Raw genomic sequence first — 17,741 nt, 5'->3', positions numbered from 1 at the left:
ACTTTACCTGATAAAAACGCAGAACTACTAATGGGAAAAACTCCTATTAATTAGTCACTCTCAGGAGAGAAAAGTTCAGAAGCGTGTTTATCCATCATTTCTAATGCCATTCCACCACCACGCGCAACACACGTAAGCGGATCATCGGCAACGATTACTGGTAACCCTGTCTCATCGCTGATTAATCGATCAATTTCACGCAACAACGCGCCACCGCCCGTTAACACAAGGCCAGACTCAGCAATATCAGCAGCAAGCTCAGGAGGCGACTGTTCAAGAACGCCTTTAATAGCGTGCACTATTTGCGCCAAGGGTTCCTGTAGAGCTTCTAAGATTTCAGAACTCTTAAGCGTAAATGCACGTGGCACGCCCTCAGCTAAATTACGGCCACGCACATCAATTTGTAGCTCTTCGCCAGTATGATATGCCATACCAATCTCTGTTTTAATACGCTCTGCTGTTGCATCACCAATTAAGCTACCGTACTGACGACGCACATATGTAGTAATCGCTTCATCAAAGCGGTCGCCACCAATACGAATAGATTCGGATGTTACGATGCCATTCAAGGAAATGATCGCGATTTCAGTGGTACCACCACCGATATCAATTACCATTGATCCAGATGCTTCAGCGACCGGAAGGCCTGCACCAATGGCTGCAGCCATTGGCTCTTCGATAATGAAAACTTCTCGAGCGCCCGCTCCCAATGCAGATTCTTTAATTGCACGACGCTCAACTTGTGTTGACTTACAAGGCACACACACCAAGACTCTGGGACTCGGTTTTAGCATGCTGTTTTCATGTACCTTAGAAATAAAGTATTGAAGCATTTTTTCGGTTACATGGAAGTCAGCTATTACACCGTCCTTCATCGGGCGGATAGCCGTAATGTTTCCAGGCGTACGTCCTAACATGCGCTTCGCGTCAACTCCAACAGACGCTACAGTTTTTTGATTACCATTGTGGCGAATTGCTACAACAGACGGTTCATCCAAAACGATTCCACGATCGCGCACGTAAATAAGGGTATTGGCTGTTCCCAAGTCAATGGATAGGTCGCTTGAGAACATTCCCCTAATTTTTTTAAACATGAATTTCTACACCCTGAAAAGATCCATTACGAATAGTCAGAAAATGTAACAACCCGAGGTTCTTTGGGCAAGCCGTAAGGGCATAAATATGTAATTTCTTTACGCATATATCTTTGTTTATTGGTGGTTTTTCACTTGGCATAGGAATAAACGATCTTTTTACGCCATGACCTTTCTACCTTTTCTTAATGGCGCTACAATGAACCTATTTTTTGAAAACCGATAAAATTAGGTGAAACATGTCTCTAGAAAAGCAAGACGTGCTCAAAATCGCGCACCTTGCTCGTTTATCGTTAGATGATAACGATGCCGAGCAATACCAAAATTCCTTAACAAGTATTCTTGACTTGGTTGAACAAATGCAATCCGTCGATACTAATGGAGTTGAGCCGCTATCTAATCCGCTCGAAGCAAAACAGCGTTTACGTGATGATGTCGTGACGGAAGGCAATCGTCGTAATGCCTTCCTTGCAAACGCACCTCAAACCGAAGCGGGCCTTTTCTTGGTTCCTCAAGTTATTGAATAAGAGCTTAATTAAATGGTTGATCAAAGCATTACTTCGCTCGCCAAAAAATTGCGAGCAAAAGACATTTCCAGCGTTGAGCTGACGCAAGACTATCTAGCACGCATCAAGCACCTAGACGGACAATTGAACAGCTACATTACCGTGAGCGATGAAATCGCCCTTGCCCAAGCAGAAGCCGCTGACAAGTTGATCGCCAGTGGCTCAACAAGTGCACTAGCTGGAATCCCGATTGCCCACAAAGATTTATTTTGTACAGACGGCATTTTAACGACATGCGCATCAAAAATGCTGCATAACTTCATACCACCATACGAATCAACCGTAACAGGCCGCATGCAAGCTTCTGGTGCCGTCACATTGGGCAAAACCAATATGGACGAATTCGCCATGGGTTCTTCAAATGAGAACAGTCATTACGGCGCCGTCAAAAACCCTTGGAACATAGACAAAGTACCTGGCGGCTCTTCCGGTGGCTCTGCTGCCGCGGTAGCAGCAGGCCTATGCGTCGCTGCGACAGGCACTGACACAGGCGGCTCGATTCGTCAGCCCGCTTCTTTTTGCGGTATTACAGGCCTAAAACCTACCTACGGTCGTGTTTCCCGTTTCGGCATGATCGCTTACGCTTCTAGCCTTGACCAAGCCGGCCCTATGGCTCGTTCTGCAGAAGACTGTGCGTTCATCCTGCAATCGATTGCAGGCTTTGACACAAACGATTCAACCTGCTCTGAAATAGCGACAGAAGACTATACTGCAAACCTGGATGCACCACTAAATGGTTTAAGCATCGGCCTTCCAAAAGAGTATTTTGGTGATGGACTGAATAATGACGTTGCCAAAGCAATCCAAGATGCAGTCAAAGAATTTGAAAAGTTGGGCGCAACGGTAAAAGAGATCTCTTTACCGAACCTAAACCTAAGCATTCCATCTTATTACGTCATCGCACCTTCCGAAGCATCTTCTAACCTATCTCGCTTTGACGGCGTTCGTTACGGCTACCGCTGTGAAGATCCAAAAGATTTAATGGACATGTACAAGCGTTCACGTGGCGAAGGCTTCGGCAAAGAAGTTCAGAAGCGCATCATGGTTGGCACATACGCTTTATCGGAAGGCTACTACGACGCTTATTATTTGAAAGCGCAACGCATTCGCCGCCTGATTAAAGAGGATTTTGTCAAGGCGTTCGAGCAAGTAGATGTCATTATGGGCCCTGTTGCACCGACCACTGCATTCGGTATCGGCGCCAAAACTGACGACCCAATTGCCATGTACCTAGAAGACATATATACCCTATCGGTTAACTTAGCAGGTGTTCCTGCAATGTCCATTCCAGCTGGGTTCGCCGATGGTATGCCAGTCGGCCTGCAAATCATGGGCAACTACTTTTCTGAGGCCAAGCTTTTAAATGTTGCACATAAGTTCCAACAAGCAACGGATTGGCACACTAAAAACCCTAGCTTGGCAGAAGGAGCTTAAATATGAATTGGGAAGTTGTCATCGGCCTGGAAATCCACGCCCAACTATCAACCAACTCTAAATTATTCTCTGGTGCCGCCACGAGCTTTGGTGCAGAGCCTAATACAAACACAACACTTGTTGATCTTGGCATGCCTGGCGCTTTGCCTGTGTTCAACAAAGAAGCCCTACGAATGGCCGTCATGTTCGGCCACGCTGTTAATGCTGAAATTGGCATGACATCGATTTTTGCGCGCAAGAATTACTTTTACCCAGACCTACCCAAGGGCTACCAAACCAGTCAGATGGACGACCCTATTGTAGGCAAGGGACATCTAGATATCACATTAGATGATGGCACTATGAAACGCGTAGGAATCACGCGCGCCCATCTAGAAGAAGATGCAGGCAAATCTTTACATGAAGATTTCCACGGTATGACGGGCATTGACCTTAATCGCTCTAGCACACCTCTTCTTGAAATCGTCTCTGAACCAGATATCCGATCAGCAAAAGAAGCGGTTGCCTACGTAAAAATGATCCACTCAATTGTCACTTACCTAGGCATTTGTGATGGCAATATGGCCGAAGGCAACATGCGCTGTGACGTCAACATTTCTCTACGCCCTAACGGTCAAGAGGCCTATGGTACTCGTACGGAAATCAAAAACGTAAACTCGTTTCGCTTTATTGAGCGTGCCATTTACACTGAGATAGAACGTCAAGCAGACATCCTTGAAGATGGCGGTAAGATCACTCAAGAAACTCGCTTATACGATCCAGACAAAGATGAAACTCGCAGCATGCGCTCCAAAGAAGAAGCCAACGATTACCGTTACTTCCCTTGCCCAGACTTACTGCCTATCGAGTTAACGCAAGAATACGTAGACCAAATCGCAGCCAACCTCCCTGAGTTACCCAAGCAAAAAGCAGATCGCTTTATGTCTGAGTACAAGCTAAGTGAGTACGACGCGGGCGTTTTATCTGCTACACGCGCTATGGCTGACTATTTTGAAGAAACTGCAAACGTAGCAGGCAATGCCAAGCTTGCCGCAAACTGGGTCATGGGTGAGTTAAGCAAATACCTTAACTCAGAGTCGAAAGACATCTCTGAATCACCGGTATCTGCCGGACATTTAGGCGGCCTACTGGTTCGCATTGAAGACAACACTATCAATGGCAAAACAGCTAAAAGCGTTCTTCAAGCCATGTGGGATGGTGAAGGCTCAGCCGATGACATCATTGAAGCGAAAGGCCTCAAGCAAGTAACAGACACTGGCGCCATCGAAGCCGTAATTCAAAGTGTTATTGATGCCAATCCAGCTCAAGTTGAGCAGTTCCGTGCGTCTGATGAAGACAAACAGAAAAAAATGATTGGCTTCTTTATGGGGCAAGTCATGAAAGCCTCTCAAGGTAAAGCCAATCCAGGCATGGTGACACCCATTCTAAACAAACTATTAAAAGGCTAATCGTCTTTCAGTAGCAGAAAAGCCCGCACGCTGCGGGCTTTTTTTATAAGACACATATAGCAAAACCCAGTAAGCACCACCCTTTATGCTACTTCGCTATCAAATGGCTCGATACGATTTCGTCCGGCATTTTTAGCACGATACAGTTGAAAATCTGCAGACTCGAACGCAGCCATCAAGCTATCCTCAGGACTTATGCAAATTCCAATACTGCATGTCACTGCCAATCGCTTCTCGGTGAATAACATACAGCGAACCGATTTCATAAACCGTTGTATGCTTAATCGCATTTCTCTCTCCGGCCTAACTGAAATCACGGCAAACTCCTCACCGCCATAGCGCCCTACTACATCATTCGGAAAGCTCTCTTGTAGTAATTTAGCGAATTGTACGATCAGCTCGTCACCGACACGATGCCCCAGTGAATCATTTACCTGTTTAAATTCATCTAAATCAAACATACAAACACTTAGACAATCCAAACTCTCTCGGCTTGCAAAAAGCGTCTCTCCCTGCTCGAACAAACAACCTCGATTGAATAGTCCAGTTAAAGAGTCTAACTTCGCCGACAACTGAATTTTCTCCAGCATTTCCATAGAATCCAAGCTACTAAAAACTCGCCAATAAAATTCTTCATGGTGAAATGGCTTCTTTAGAAAGTCATTTGCTCCACCTTTTATAAACTTTGCCGACATCAAGCCATCCCCCTCGGAAGACACCCCAATGAACACCAAATTCTGATAGCGAGGCTGCTCACGCAAAGCTTTCACTAATTCACAGCCATCCATATTCGGCATATGATGATCTGAAATAACCAGCTTAATATCAGGTTTTTCTTTTAATTTTTGCAATGCTTCAAGACCATCGCAGACGCTTTCCACTTCAAATTTGGCTTTAGTTAATAAGCTGCAAATGATATTCCTACTAACGGAACTGTCATCCACAACCAATACCTTTGTATGCATGTTTTTACGCAAACGATCGAGCACTTTAACCACTTGATTGTAGGCAAAACGACAGTCTTTCGTAATGTAATCTAGAACACCTTCTGCCAACAAACGCCCACGCAGGGTTTCACTAAAATTGCCTGTTAATACAACCGTTGGTATACCTTGCTCCAGTACCTCATTGACCACCTCTCCATTTGGGGCATCAGGCAGATTAAGGTCCACCACTGCTGCAAGAAATACCACATCTTGCTTCATAGCTTCCCTAGCTGTCGCTAGATCCTTACACATCACACAACGAAAGAAAGGATTTGCACCTATTAACTTCGCGAGGATTTTTCTAACAACAGCGGTATCTTCAACCACTAATATGTTATACATTCTGCTACCTTTAAGATTACTCTAATTGAATGTAACAGCGATTTGAAAATTTAACGTCTGGTTCTTAGTAGTAAATCAGTGAATATTTGTAAAAAGAGTCCCATGAATTGTCGATCTCACTGCGGCGCGTGCTGCATTGCCCCCTCTATTTCCAGCCCCATTCCCGGCATGCCGAAGGGCAAACCTGCGGGTGTACCCTGTATTCAGCTTGACGAGCAATTTGGCTGTAAAATATTTGGACAACCCGAACGCCCTGCTGTCTGCGCAAATTTTAAAGCAGTGGAATATGTTTGTGGTAAACACCGAGACCAGGCGCTAGCAATCCTTGACGATATGGAGTCCACAACACAACCGAACATCCGCCTAAAGGATCTTACATGAAATCGTTTACACGTCATTTCGGTACAGCGCTTGTCACCTGCGCCATGTTAGCCGGCTGCTCCTCCAATACACCCAGTACTCAGACTAAAAACTTCATTGAAACATCCCCTTCCGACACTCAAATTGAAAGTAGCGTTCGACAACAAGTGTCTTGGATGCTGGAAGCATTTACACCCATCGCGGGTCAAGCGCTACCAAACAAGAACGTCTTAGAGGCCTATGAGTTCCGGGATTTTGATCCTATCTGGATCAAAGAAACACAATTAGACATGGCCGTCTATAAGCTCGTTAATACACTCGAAAGCGCGCGAAGCCATGGCCTTAACCCTGTCCATTACCATCTTGAAACACTTAAAGAATACCTAGCAATCAAGAAGCCAAGTTCACAACAGCTTGCTGAGCTCGACGTGATCGCAACCATTGCCCTTTCAAGCTATGCTCACGATCTTTCTAATGGCCGTTATGAGCCGCAGTTAATTGACCCCAATTGGCGCCTTGATGCACCCAGTAAAGACTGGCAAAACCTATTGTTCTTAGACTCGCCAACCAATATGGTGAATTACCTACCGACCCTTGCACCTCGGCAACCTGATTATCAAGTACTTCAAAATTGGCTGGTTTTTTATCAGGAAACCGCTCAAAAAGAAGGCGATATCCGTATTGAGGTAGGCGTACCTTTACGATTTGGCGATGAAGGACCGCGAGTGGCTCAGCTGCGTGCGCGATTGGTTCAATTAGGAGACATCAGATTCTCTAGTCGCAAAGTGAATGAAGACTATTTTGATAATGACATTCGTGAGGCGTTAAAACGCTTTCAAAAGCGCCACCATTTAGCATCTGATGGTGCCGCCGGCACTCGAACAATACAAATGCTCAATGTTCCTTTGGAAGAGCGTGCCAAACAAATTGCTTATAATCTAGAGCGCTGGCGCTGGCTACCTTCACAACTTGAAGACAATCGCGTTTGGGTTGATTTAACTGACTATACAGCTCATATTTTCTTGAACGGCCAAAATGAAAGCATGAAGGTGGTAATCGGTAAACCAGAGCGAAAAACTAATGTGTTTTATGGCAAAATGACTTATATGGTCACTAATCCAACTTGGCGCGTTCCTATGCGTATTGCGCGCGAGAATATATTGCCTAAGCTACAGAAGAACCCCAACTATCTAACCGAAAACGGTTATCAGCTTTACTCCAGCTGGAGCATTGGCGCAAAACGAATAGATCCATTATCAATTAAATGGAATGACATCAAACCTGAAGACCTTCACTTCCGTTTTGAGCAAGCAGCGGATGATAATAATGCACTGGGAGCCTATAAATTTATGTTCCCCAACAAATTCGATATTTATCTGCACGACACGCCAGCAAAGCATCTTTTTAGAGAACAAGACCGTGCCTTCAGCTCTGGCTGTATTCGCTTAGAGCGTCCAGAAGGTTTTGCCGATTTACTGGTTGCTGGCGATAAAAAACGCCAAAATCAGCTGGCTCAAGCACGTCAATCCAAGCAAACCAAAGTCATCTCATTGAAAGATGAGTTACCTGTCTATTTAGTTTACTTTACTGTCGTACCAAACAGTAATGGTATGCCAGAATTCCGTAATGACATCTATGAGCGCGATACATTAATGGAAGAAGCGATGGGGTATGCCCCTTTTCAAACCAAAGAAAGCATTTAGGCAAAAGCAAGACACAAATAAATGGGGCTTAATCGCCCCATTTATCAAAACTAGGATTTGGTCATTTTACCATCACGCAAACCGTAATTTCTTCTCGGTCATGATATAGATGTTTATATTGCATTTCATATCTCAACCCCTGCTGTTTCAGTTGACTAGAAATAAGTTCAAAACACTGAACCACTTCCTGATATCGTTTCTTCATTGGCAGCTTCAAGTTAAATATGGCGCGCTGAGTCCACCCTTCACATAACCATTTAGCCATGAGTTCCGCCACTAAAATTGGGCGTTCAACCATGTCACATACCAACCAGTCAACTTTTCCTGGCGGCTTAAACTTAAAGCCATCTTCAGTCATATGCGACACTAGTCCTGTATTCATTAACTCTTTCTGCATCGGCCCATTATCAACCGCGTAGGTATGAATACCTCTGATAACAAACTGATACGTCCATCCGCCTGGCGCAGCCCCCAAATCTACAGCATGCATGCCTTCGTAAAGATCTCTTTCTCGTCTTTGTTCTGGCACAAACTGCAGTAAAGCCTCCTCTAACTTTAAGGTTGAACGAGAAGGCCCCTTAGAGGGAAAGCGCAATCGACGAATACCCGATAAGAACTCAGATCGACAAGACTGGTAGCTAACACCAAGGTAGGCTTGATTCCCTTCCATGAAAAAGACATGATGACGGATACCTACTGCTTTTTTACGCAGCAATCCCGCTTTTTTCCATGCCCCCATCAACGGTTTTTCAATCTTTTTTATCAGTCCCGCTAACGCTTTAGCTTCGTTAGTATCCGCGGTTTCAAACCACATGTCTTCTGCAAGGGGAAGCTCTCGAGCCGCTTCAAGAAGCGCCTGCACTCGACCGCCCTTTTCGAAATCAATGACATCATTTACTGCAATGATTTGACGCGCAAAAATTAGATGATTAAATGACAGAGATTGAATTAACGTTTCTCCACCTTGTTCATCACCAGTGTTATACAACACATAACCTGAGTTTTCAGCGGGAACGCCATAGCCATAAAAGCCATGTTCAGATGCTTTATCTGAAATTTCTGCTAGAGCGTCTCGCTCAAATCCCGGACGGCAATATATTAAAACGTTTTTCATAGTTAAAAGGTGGTTTTCTTAGGAATCGTGAATTTAGGCCATGACAAAGATGGCTCGAAAAAATATTGTTGATATAAAGACCGGATCGAGTCCGAAAAATGTTCGCCCTCTTTAGGCCAACTTTCAAAATACATCGGCTTTCCTTGCCACTCAAATGCAAGGGAGTAGGCATGTAAATAGCCACGATCTGATACATTGCCACTATAACGCTCATCACCTAAAATTGCCGCACCAATGCTTTTTAGCGCAACACGAATTTGATGTGTTTTACCCGTCAATGGACGTATCCAAAAATAACGTTTACCAGACTCAGAAAAGCTAAAAAACTGAGTAACAGCAAGGTTGTCACCTTGAGTAGAAAGCTTCCACTGACCACGTCGACTCGGCAACATTGAACCTGAAATAGTACCCTGCTTCTTCTTTGCTTTATTGACTGATACAGCAATATACCTTTTTTCTAAAGTATGCTTCGCGAACAATTCACCAAAGGTCGCTGCTGCTCCCTTATTCGTTGCAAACAGAATCAAGCCAGATGTCATTTTATCCAGACGATGCAAAGGATAAAACGTCTGCTCCGGATAGGTTTGATTTAAGCGCTCAGCAAATCCAATGCCGCCCTCTGAGTGAAAACTCTCTCCAGCCGGTTTAACGACCACCCAGAAATCATCGTGATTTAACACGACTTCAATTGGATCCATTTATTCTTTCTCACTTATTAGCTTACGTTGATTTCAACGCGGTTACGGCCATTATTTTTTGCCATGTATAACGCTTCATCCGCTCGCGCCAATATTTGCTCATAACGCAACGTATCATCAGTAATTTCAGCCACTCCAATACTAGTAGTAACATGTATTGGCGTAGCATGCCCCTCGATTTGAATCGCTAAATCTGCAATTTGAACTCTTAAATGTTCCATAGCACTGACAGCATCTTTTAAACGAGTATTAGGCATAACAATGACAAATTCTTCACCCCCGTAACGACCAATCCAATCTCCTCGACGCGAAGTATTCGACATGACTTGCGCAAAGCTTTTCAAAACGGTATCACCCACTTCATGCCCAAATCGATCGTTGATGTTTTTAAAATGATCTAAATCCAGAATAGCAAAACAGCAACGTTGATTACTGATAATTGAATCGGCAAACACATTGACGGCTTCGGCCAAAACCTTGCGACGGTTACTGAGTTTAGTTAAATCATCCACTTCAGCAAGATTACGAAGATGCTCATTAAGCTTACGTAGTTTTGTGACAACTACTCCAGCAATTAAAACAATTAAAGTACAGGACGCTATAAATGTGCACAGCGCTATAAGCAAGCGAGTATCCATTGATATGTACTGGGTAGTAGCAGGTGCGAACAACTTAATGAAGGTAAAGACTAATAAGGCAAAGAAGCAAACCAACAGTTGAGCTTTTCCGCTCTCGACTCGAAACCCTGTAACCGAATATGCAGCTAATACCACTAGCAGCCACATGAAGTTACTATCTGAGCCATAAAACAAGAAGGTACAGAAAGCAATATACGTCGCACAAGCAACTGGAAACAGTATTCTTGATGTGCGGGCATAACCTTTAATAGATAGCGCAAAACCGATTAATGAAACAGCAGCGCCAACAAAATGAACCGTGGACTCAATGAACCAGCTATTAGCCATAAAGACTAAAGCAGACAATGCCCCAACGATCATAGAAAGCAAATAAGTTATATTAACCACTTGCTTGCGATTCAGATCGACATCAATACTATTTTTAGCACTGAGTTCAGCAAGCTTTTCAAAGTATTTCTTCAACAGAGACAAAATTTGTCCTATTAGACAGCGGTCATAGCACCAAAACCAAAGAATTTAGAGCCAAATATTTAAGTTCCATTTTACACGAGCAGATAGCGCACGCCTACGCCTAATTCTGAACCAATCGGTCAAATAAAGCACCAACATAGAGCAATGCTGACCATAAAATCAGGAATAATGCACTTCAAACATAAATAATGTACAGCAACAAAGCTGACCGTGCAGACAAACAACTTAAAATTGCGTATTCTTCGCGACTTATTAAATCTTTCGTATAGTTACGATCTATTGGCACAGTTATTGATTGTCAGTTACTCGGCTTACAAAGTACTTGCTCAATCTGAGTCCGCAAAGGAAGGCCTAACGTCAATATTGACGAAATAAAGAAGCGTTCTCTTAAGACGTTTAACATCCAATTACATAGAGAATTAACGGTGTCGGAAACATTGAAAAACCAGAGTTCTAGACCACGTTTAGAGCTACTGAATATCACTAAACAGTACCCCGGATGTCTGGCTAACGACCAGATCTGCATGAAATTAATGCCAGGTGAAATACATGCACTATTAGGTGAAAATGGTGCTGGCAAAAGTACGTTAGTAAAAACAATCTATGGCGTAGTCGCCCCAGACGCAGGTCAGATTCTATGGGATGGTCACGAAGTTGAAGTCAAGTCTCCTTCCAAGGCCCGTGACTTAGGCATCGGCATGGTGTTCCAACATTTTTCATTATTTGAAACACTCACTGTCGCGCAAAACATAGAGCTGTGTTTAAGTCGATCACAATTGCATTCAATCGGCGACTTAGCTGAACGTATTCGAGACCTATCTAGAACCTACGGCCTCAACGTTGACCCAGACAGATTCGTACATTCCCTTTCGATTGGAGAGCGCCAACGCGTCGAGATCATGCGTTGTCTGGTACAATCGGTAAAACTTTTGATTCTTGATGAGCCCACTTCAGTATTAACGCCACAAGAAGTTGCTGGACTATTCACCGTCTTGAAAAAACTCTCTTCTGAAGGCTGTAGCATTTTATTTATTTCTCACAAGCTTCATGAAGTAACGGAAATTTGTCATAACGCCACAATTCTCCGCGGAGGCAAATTCGTAGGTGATTGTGAACCAGCGAATGAAACGCCTGCCACAATAGCCAAAATGATGGTAGGTGACTTGGCTGAACAAGATGCTGGCTATGAAAAAGCATTCGGTGAAACTATTGTCTTTACTGCTAATAATCTCTCTTTAACCGCTAAACACCCTTTTGGCACTGCCTTGAAGCAGATTAACTTTGAGCTGTACAAAGGTGAAATTCTAGGCATTGCTGGTGTCGCGGGTAACGGGCAAGAAGAACTGATGTCGATCATCAGCGGAGAAGACAATCGTCATCTTAAAAATATGTTAACTCTTGATGGCCGTGATATTGGCACTCAATCTGCTGGCCTACGCCGACGAAACGGATTGGCTTATGTACCAGAAGAACGCTTGGGGCGTGGTGCTGTACCTGAAATGAGCTTGTCAGAGAATACATTATTGACGCACAGTCGTGGTTTTGTAAAATCCGGCCTTGTGAACTGGAAAGCCTTAAAAGAGTACGCCAAAAGCCTTATCTCCCAGTACAGTGTTAAATGTCATGGCGAGTTTTCTGAAGCTAAAAGCTTAAGTGGTGGTAACCTACAAAAGTTCATTATGGGGCGTGAAATCGGCCAAAACCCCAAAGTTCTTATTTGTGCTCACCCAACTTGGGGAGTAGATGTTGGTGCCGCACTGGCCATACATCAAGCGTTATTACAGCTTCGCGATCAAGGTGCCGCGATTTTATTAATTTCAGAAGATATCGACGAGCTTTTCTTGCTAGCAGACCGTATGGCTGCCGTGTGTGACGGTCATCTTTCTCCCGTTGTTCGCGCCGAAGAAACGTCCATAGATCAAATAGGTCAGTGGATGGCGGGTACCTTCATTAATGAATCAGAGCAACAGGAGGCACTCGCATGATTCAAGTGCAAGCTCGAACAGAACCCAGCACACTAATGACGTTTGCATCGCCTTTTTTAGCCATTGTACTCACATTAATTTTTGGCTCTCTGCTGTTTACGGCTCTCGACAAAGATCCATTACAAGCACTGCATGTACTGCTAATACTACCATTATCAGACGCTTATAATATTAGTGAAATGCTGGTTAAAATGGGGCCATTGCTGCTTTGCGCCGTCGGTTTGGCTTTGTGTTATCGCGCCAACATGTGGAACATTGGTGCTGAAGGCCAACTGTTGGCAGGAGCGCTTGGCGGCAGTGCAGTTGCCCTGATGTTCATTGACTCCAATTCCGCTTTAGCGATGCCCCTGACTTTATTGGGTGGAATCCTCTCTGGCATGGCTTGGGCAGGCATCGCCACTTTTCTCAAAGTAAAATTTAACTCTAACTTAATTCTTACCACCATAATGCTGAATTATATTGCATTGTACTTGTTAATCTGGGCGGTTCATGGGCCACTACGCGATCCAGAAGGCTTCGGTTTTCCTGAGTCAGCGTTGTTCTCAGATGCTACCTTGCTACCTGTACTTTCAGACAGCGGGCGAGTACACCTTGGCGTTGCCTTTGCTATTGTATCGGCCCTATTTGCTTGGTTTTTGCTGTCCAAAACACACCTTGGATTTAAGATTCGGGTCTACGGTGCAGATGAACCTGCCGCGATCTATGCAGGTTATAATTCCAAAGCAATAAGTTGGTTTGTCATGCTGTTTGCAGGTGCTTTGGCCGGATTGGCGGGCGTATCCGAAGTAGCCGGACCTATCGGCCAGCTCACGCCAAATGTCTCCCCTGGGTACGGTTATTCCGCTATTATCGTTGCTTATCTTGGTCGACTCCACCCCGCAGGTGCCATTGTCGCAGCTATTTTTTTAGCTATTTTATACATGGGTGGAGACTTAGCTCAGATAGAAATGGGCATTCCGATTGCTGTCGTAGGAATGTTTCAAGGAATATTGTTGTTCTTCCTCTTGGCGTGTGATTTCTTCATTCGTTACCGCATCGTACCTTATCGCGAAAAAATGGCTTAGGAGCAAAGCGTGGATATTGATCTAATTACTCAAGTACTGTTTGCAGCCATTAAAACGGGCACTCCTCTTCTATTTATCGCTCTAGGCGAGGCCATTTGTGAAAAAACAGGGGTCTTAAACTTAGGGCAAGAAGGTATGATGTTAATGGGTGCAGTGGTCGGTTTCATGGCCGCCTACGGCACTGGTAATGCAGGTTTCGGGCTGCTAGGAGCGATGATCATCGGCATGGTGATGAGCTTAATCTTTGGTTTTTTAGTGTTACATCTTGGCGCCAATCAAGTTGCAACAGGCTTAGCTCTGACCATCTTTGGCACCGGATTAAGTGCTTTCATCGGCTCAGGCGTTGTTGGTCAGACTATTACTGGTTTTCAACCTTTGTCGATCCCAGTACTTTCAGATATACCTGTACTAGGCAAAGTTCTATTTAGTCATGATGTGATGGTATATCTTGCTGTCCTTCTTGCCATCATAATTGCTTTTGTTGCAAACAAAACTCGATTAGGCCTGACGATTAAAGCCGTTGGTGAAAACCCAAATGCAGCCAACGCAATTGGCATTAAAGTGCTGCGAGTTCGCTACCTTGCTGTCATGTTTGGTGGCGCTATGGCGGGTTTAGGCGGTGCCTATATGTCATTGGTTTACACACCTATGTGGGTAGAAAACATGACCGCTGGACGAGGTTGGATAGCATTAGCCCTAGTTGTATTTGCTTCATGGAGAATTGGCAATATTGTATTAGGTGCTTATCTATTTGGATTGGCAAGTATTATGCATCTAGTTTTACAAGGTATGGGGTGGTCCATTTCTCCAAACTTATTAGCGATGCTGCCCTATGTGGCAACGATCATAGTGATGGTTATCATCAGTGCGGATAAATACAAAGAGAAGTTGCTCGCGCCACGGTCTCTTGGTAAACCATTCGACCCACGTCAAATGGCTTAGTTAATCGCGTTTAAAGTAAATCGCCTTCGGGCACAAAAGGAGCAAATAATGAAACTAAAAAGCTTACTTGTAGGTCTTGGTCTACTAGCAGGTGTTGCAACTGTGCAAGCTGCAGATGACCCATTTAAAGTCGGATTTGTCTATGTTGGTCCAGTAGGTGATCTTGGATGGAGTTACGAGCATGACCGTGGTCGTCAAGAGCTTCAAGAGTTCTTCGGTGATAAAGTTGAAACAACGTATGTAGAAAACGTGCCAGAAGGTGCAGACGCTCAGCGAGTTATCACTCAGTTAGCAAAAGCAGGTAATGACCTGATTTTTTCTACATCTTTTGGTTTCATGAACCCAACCTTAAAAGTCGCAAAACGTTTTCCTAACGTCACCTTTGAGCATGCAACTGGCTATAAACGCTCTAAGAACATGGGCACATACGTACTTCGTACCTATGAAGGTCGTTACGTATCAGGTATTGCTGCTGGAATGCTAACCGAATCAAATACAATTGGTTACATCGGCTCTTTTCCTATTCCTGAAGTCATTCGTGACATTAATGCTTCTTACATGGCAGCAAAAAGTGTAAATCCCGCAGTTACAATGAAAATTGTTTGGGTAAACTCTTGGTATGACCCAGGTAAAGAAACAGATGCGGCCAATGCACTGATGGACCAAGGTGTGGATGTGTTACTTCAGCATACAGATAGCCCTGCACCTTTGATTGCAGCAGAAAAACGCGGCGCACGTGCTATCGGTCAAGCATCGGATCAGAGCAGCTTCGCGCCAAACGCACACGTTTTCTCGGTACGTGATGATTGGGCTCCTTATTACATTAAGGTTACTCAAGAAGTTATGGATGGTACGTATGAACCCAAAGACTTTTGGGGTGGTTTTCAAGAAGACATGCTTAGTTTAGCGTCTATAAACGATAACTTACCGAAAAACGTTCGCGCTAAAATTGATGAAACATACGACTTGATCAATTCAGGTAAGTTTCACCCATTCACAGGCCCTATTAAAGACAATAAAGGAAACATAGTTGTTCCCGAAGGTCATACTCTCAGCGATACAGAATTAGCTCAGGTTAATTGGTACGTAGAAGGCATTACAGACGAAATACCACGCTAATCACGGTCTTTCCTTGTTTTTTGCGCAATGGGTGATCTATATCGATCGCCCATTTTTTTAACTATCAGATATAGTCTGTAGTTGTTAGTATCAGTTAAACTCATCGAAGAAATCATTTATGACTATTGATAATACAAGCTTTTTTAGAGAGACCAGTCAGAACCGTTACGATCTATTTGTTTCACACATTAAAAATGGTGGAACTTGCTATACCTTAGCCGACACGGAAGGCTGTTTGAACATCAATATCGGTAGTGAGCGAGTGTTGCCCGTTTGGCCCACAGAAGAAATGGCCAATGAATGGGCGAAATCTGATTATGAGGGCTTCAGTGCACTCGACATCAACAATGAAGCATTTTTTGAAGTATGGTTACCAGGAATGACCAATGACGGTGTGAGCGTTGGCGTAGCACCCAATATGTCAGGTGAAGGAATTGTGCTTCAGGCTAGCGAGCTGCTTCACGATATCCAAGGCTAACAAGGAGGCTCATTTGGCATCGTCATTATTTCGTAACTTAACAATTGGACTAATTAGTACAGCACTAATTGCATGTACAACGTCTCCAACAGGCCGAAAGCAACTTGTCTTATTACCTGACAGTCAGCTTAATGAAATGGGGGTTGCATCTTTTACAGAAATGAAAGCGGAGACACCTACATCCGAAAGTACTCAAGCTACTCAAAGAGTCCAATGTGTTGCCGACAAAATTATCTCAGTATTACCTGATAATTATCGTAAACAGGCTTGGGAAGTTGTTCTTTTCAATGATGAGCAAGTAAATGCTTTTGCTTTACCAGGTTACAAGATAGGTGTTTACACAGGTCTATTAGATGTTGCCGAAAACCAATCTCAACTAGCTGCTGTTATTGGCCATGAAGTTGGCCATGTACTAGCTCGCCATGGTAACGAGCGAGTTTCTACGCAACTAGCAACCAGTCAAGCTTTAGCTCTGGGCTATCAACTTTCCGGCGAAGAGTCGGCGACAAAATCTCTTATATTCCAAGGCCTTGGATTGGGCGCTCAGTTTGGAATCATTTTGCCATTTAGCCGAACCCATGAATCTGAAGCAGATTTTATTGGCTTAGACTTAATGGCCAAAGCAGGTTTTGATCCAACTGAAAGTGTAGCGCTTTGGCAGAATATGTCTCGAGAAGGTGGCAAGAGCACTACGCCAGAATTCCTATCGACACACCCTTCTCATCAAACTCGTATTCGAGACCTACAACAAGCAATGCCAACACCACAAAAGATCTACGCATCACTAAAAGCAAATAATCAAACAGCTCAATGCTATTGAATTACGCACATAAAAAAAGCTCTTAGGCCTTCCACTGCCTGAGAGCTTTTAATATCAGTCACTTATTTACCGTTATGGTTTTTTAACCCAAGCCTGACACCAACCATTTGCTTCCACTGCATGTCCTGCAAACAGCGGGCAAGCACCCGAACCGGCATTGTAGAAATTACAGTTACTACAAGCACTACCTTCTTTAAATGCTGCATGTGAAGCAGCACTCGCTGCATCGGGCACATACGCTAAAGCTTTAGCGTTAGGGGCACTCGGGTCTAACATTGGCAATGCAGCAAATGCATTAGATGTAAGCGCACCCATACCAAAAGGAAGTGCGGCCAAACCAAACAACCCTTTTTTTACAAACTTACGGCGACCACTATCAATCATCACTCTCTCCTGTTGATATCTTGTCCTATCGACTAGATCCGTTAATATGTTTTAACAAAAATAGACTAAAGCTGGAACAATTCTCAGGGCCTGAC

At 44.0% G+C, this 17,741-nt stretch carries 17 protein-coding genes; 11 read left to right on the top strand and 6 right to left on the bottom strand.

The window, feature by feature from the left end:
* Positions 1–50 precede the first annotated feature (50 nt).
* Complete coding sequence (locus AYW75_RS13435; protein ID WP_067100292.1) at positions 51–1,094, bottom strand: rod shape-determining protein; 1,044 nt, start codon at positions 1,092–1,094, stop codon at positions 51–53.
* A gap of 239 nt (positions 1,095–1,333) precedes the next feature.
* On the opposite strand from AYW75_RS13435, the gene gatC reads away from it, so the two are divergent.
* The 3 genes from gatC to gatB are packed head-to-tail and all read left to right on the top strand — an operon-like array spanning position 1,334 to position 4,542.
* Positions 1,334–1,621 (top strand): Asp-tRNA(Asn)/Glu-tRNA(Gln) amidotransferase subunit GatC, encoded by a 288-nt coding sequence (gene gatC, locus AYW75_RS13430; protein ID WP_067100290.1) that lies wholly within the window; start codon positions 1,334–1,336, stop codon positions 1,619–1,621.
* 12 nt (positions 1,622–1,633) lie between these two features.
* A complete protein-coding gene (gatA, locus tag AYW75_RS13425; RefSeq protein WP_067100287.1) occupies positions 1,634–3,094 on the top strand; it encodes an Asp-tRNA(Asn)/Glu-tRNA(Gln) amidotransferase subunit GatA in 1,461 nt (486 codons plus the stop codon).
* A gap of 2 nt (positions 3,095–3,096) precedes the next feature.
* Positions 3,097–4,542, top strand: a complete 1,446-nt coding sequence (gene gatB / locus AYW75_RS13420) for an Asp-tRNA(Asn)/Glu-tRNA(Gln) amidotransferase subunit GatB (protein WP_067100285.1) — start codon at positions 3,097–3,099, stop codon at positions 4,540–4,542.
* Between the two features lie 83 nt (positions 4,543–4,625).
* Here gatB and AYW75_RS13415 read toward each other — a convergent pair whose 3' ends face one another.
* Positions 4,626–5,870: a diguanylate cyclase gene (locus tag AYW75_RS13415; protein WP_067100284.1), complete on the bottom strand. Its 1,245-nt coding sequence runs from the start codon at positions 5,868–5,870 to the stop codon at positions 4,626–4,628.
* A 102-nt stretch (positions 5,871–5,972) separates the two neighbouring features.
* On the opposite strand from AYW75_RS13415, the gene AYW75_RS13410 reads away from it, so the two are divergent.
* Both AYW75_RS13410 and AYW75_RS13405 read left to right on the top strand, forming a co-directional pair.
* Positions 5,973–6,251 carry a YkgJ family cysteine cluster protein gene (locus AYW75_RS13410; protein WP_067037493.1) on the top strand — a complete coding sequence of 93 codons (279 nt, stop codon included), beginning with the start codon at positions 5,973–5,975 and terminating at the stop codon, positions 6,249–6,251.
* Positions 6,248–7,933: a L,D-transpeptidase family protein gene (locus AYW75_RS13405; RefSeq protein WP_067100282.1), complete on the top strand. Its 1,686-nt coding sequence runs from the start codon at positions 6,248–6,250 to the stop codon at positions 7,931–7,933. Before AYW75_RS13410 ends, AYW75_RS13405 begins: the two co-directional genes overlap by 4 nt.
* Positions 7,934–7,994: 61 nt before the next feature.
* Here AYW75_RS13405 and rlmM read toward each other — a convergent pair whose 3' ends face one another.
* The 3 genes from rlmM to AYW75_RS13390 are packed head-to-tail and all read right to left on the bottom strand — an operon-like array spanning position 7,995 to position 10,854.
* Positions 7,995–9,047, bottom strand: a complete 1,053-nt coding sequence (gene rlmM, locus AYW75_RS13400) for a 23S rRNA (cytidine(2498)-2'-O)-methyltransferase RlmM (RefSeq protein WP_067100281.1) — start codon at positions 9,045–9,047, stop codon at positions 7,995–7,997.
* 2 nt (positions 9,048–9,049) lie between these two features.
* Positions 9,050–9,745, bottom strand: coding sequence for a pseudouridine synthase (locus AYW75_RS13395; RefSeq protein WP_067100278.1), 696 nt, complete (start codon positions 9,743–9,745; stop codon positions 9,050–9,052).
* Between the two features lie 17 nt (positions 9,746–9,762).
* Positions 9,763–10,854: a GGDEF domain-containing protein gene (locus tag AYW75_RS13390; RefSeq protein ID WP_082856533.1), complete on the bottom strand. Its 1,092-nt coding sequence runs from the start codon at positions 10,852–10,854 to the stop codon at positions 9,763–9,765.
* Between the two features lie 524 nt (positions 10,855–11,378).
* On the opposite strand from AYW75_RS13390, the gene AYW75_RS13385 reads away from it, so the two are divergent.
* The 6 genes from AYW75_RS13385 (at position 11,379) to AYW75_RS13360 (ending at position 17,262) form a co-directional block, all read left to right on the top strand.
* Positions 11,379–12,839: an ABC transporter ATP-binding protein gene (locus AYW75_RS13385; protein ID WP_407943039.1), complete on the top strand. Its 1,461-nt coding sequence runs from the start codon at positions 11,379–11,381 to the stop codon at positions 12,837–12,839.
* Positions 12,836–13,903: an ABC transporter permease gene (locus AYW75_RS13380; RefSeq protein WP_067100272.1), complete on the top strand. Its 1,068-nt coding sequence runs from the start codon at positions 12,836–12,838 to the stop codon at positions 13,901–13,903. Before AYW75_RS13385 ends, AYW75_RS13380 begins: the two co-directional genes overlap by 4 nt.
* A 9-nt stretch (positions 13,904–13,912) precedes the next feature.
* On the top strand, positions 13,913–14,845 hold the full coding sequence (locus tag AYW75_RS13375; RefSeq protein WP_067100269.1) for an ABC transporter permease: 933 nt from the start codon (positions 13,913–13,915) through the stop codon (positions 14,843–14,845).
* A 48-nt stretch (positions 14,846–14,893) separates the two neighbouring features.
* Positions 14,894–15,964: a BMP family ABC transporter substrate-binding protein gene (locus tag AYW75_RS13370; protein WP_067100264.1), complete on the top strand. Its 1,071-nt coding sequence runs from the start codon at positions 14,894–14,896 to the stop codon at positions 15,962–15,964.
* 118 nt (positions 15,965–16,082) lie between these two features.
* A complete protein-coding gene (locus AYW75_RS13365) occupies positions 16,083–16,442 on the top strand; it encodes a DUF2750 domain-containing protein (protein WP_067100262.1) in 360 nt (119 codons plus the stop codon).
* Positions 16,443–16,455: 13 nt separating this feature from the next.
* Entirely contained in the window at positions 16,456–17,262 is an 807-nt protein-coding gene (locus tag AYW75_RS13360) for a M48 family metallopeptidase (RefSeq protein ID WP_067100259.1), read from the top strand.
* A gap of 72 nt (positions 17,263–17,334) precedes the next feature.
* Here the strand turns inward: AYW75_RS13360 and AYW75_RS13355 are convergent, their stop codons facing one another.
* The gene (locus AYW75_RS13355; protein ID WP_067100257.1) at positions 17,335–17,646 is read right to left on the bottom strand and encodes a high-potential iron-sulfur protein; all 312 of its coding nucleotides are present in this window, start codon (positions 17,644–17,646) and stop codon (positions 17,335–17,337) included.
* Positions 17,647–17,741 lie beyond the last annotated feature (95 nt).

Origin of the sequence: Marinomonas atlantica (assembly GCF_001639725.1) — a bacterium.
Lineage (GTDB): Bacteria > Pseudomonadota > Gammaproteobacteria > Pseudomonadales > Marinomonadaceae > Marinomonas > Marinomonas atlantica.
This window is presented reverse-complemented; position numbering and strand designations above follow the sequence as displayed.

What these genes read in the sequence shown, in the direction of transcription:
- AYW75_RS13435 (WP_067100292.1), bottom strand. Translation starts at nt 1,094, where the DNA reads ATGTTTAAAAAAATTAGGGGAATGTTCTCAAGCGACCTATCCATTGAC.
- gatC (WP_067100290.1), top strand. Translation starts at nt 1,334, where the DNA reads ATGTCTCTAGAAAAGCAAGACGTGCTCAAAATCGCGCACCTTGCTCGT.
- gatA (WP_067100287.1), top strand. Translation starts at nt 1,634, where the DNA reads ATGGTTGATCAAAGCATTACTTCGCTCGCCAAAAAATTGCGAGCAAAA.
- gatB (WP_067100285.1), top strand. Translation starts at nt 3,097, where the DNA reads ATGAATTGGGAAGTTGTCATCGGCCTGGAAATCCACGCCCAACTATCA.
- AYW75_RS13415 (WP_067100284.1), bottom strand. Translation starts at nt 5,870, where the DNA reads ATGTATAACATATTAGTGGTTGAAGATACCGCTGTTGTTAGAAAAATC.
- AYW75_RS13410 (WP_067037493.1), top strand. Translation starts at nt 5,973, where the DNA reads ATGAATTGTCGATCTCACTGCGGCGCGTGCTGCATTGCCCCCTCTATT.
- AYW75_RS13405 (WP_067100282.1), top strand. Translation starts at nt 6,248, where the DNA reads ATGAAATCGTTTACACGTCATTTCGGTACAGCGCTTGTCACCTGCGCC.
- rlmM (WP_067100281.1), bottom strand. Translation starts at nt 9,047, where the DNA reads ATGAAAAACGTTTTAATATATTGCCGTCCGGGATTTGAGCGAGACGCT.
- AYW75_RS13395 (WP_067100278.1), bottom strand. Translation starts at nt 9,745, where the DNA reads ATGGATCCAATTGAAGTCGTGTTAAATCACGATGATTTCTGGGTGGTC.
- AYW75_RS13385 (WP_407943039.1), top strand. Translation starts at nt 11,379, where the DNA reads ATGAAATTAATGCCAGGTGAAATACATGCACTATTAGGTGAAAATGGT.
- AYW75_RS13380 (WP_067100272.1), top strand. Translation starts at nt 12,836, where the DNA reads ATGATTCAAGTGCAAGCTCGAACAGAACCCAGCACACTAATGACGTTT.
- AYW75_RS13370 (WP_067100264.1), top strand. Translation starts at nt 14,894, where the DNA reads ATGAAACTAAAAAGCTTACTTGTAGGTCTTGGTCTACTAGCAGGTGTT.
- AYW75_RS13365 (WP_067100262.1), top strand. Translation starts at nt 16,083, where the DNA reads ATGACTATTGATAATACAAGCTTTTTTAGAGAGACCAGTCAGAACCGT.
- AYW75_RS13355 (WP_067100257.1), bottom strand. Translation starts at nt 17,646, where the DNA reads ATGATTGATAGTGGTCGCCGTAAGTTTGTAAAAAAAGGGTTGTTTGGT.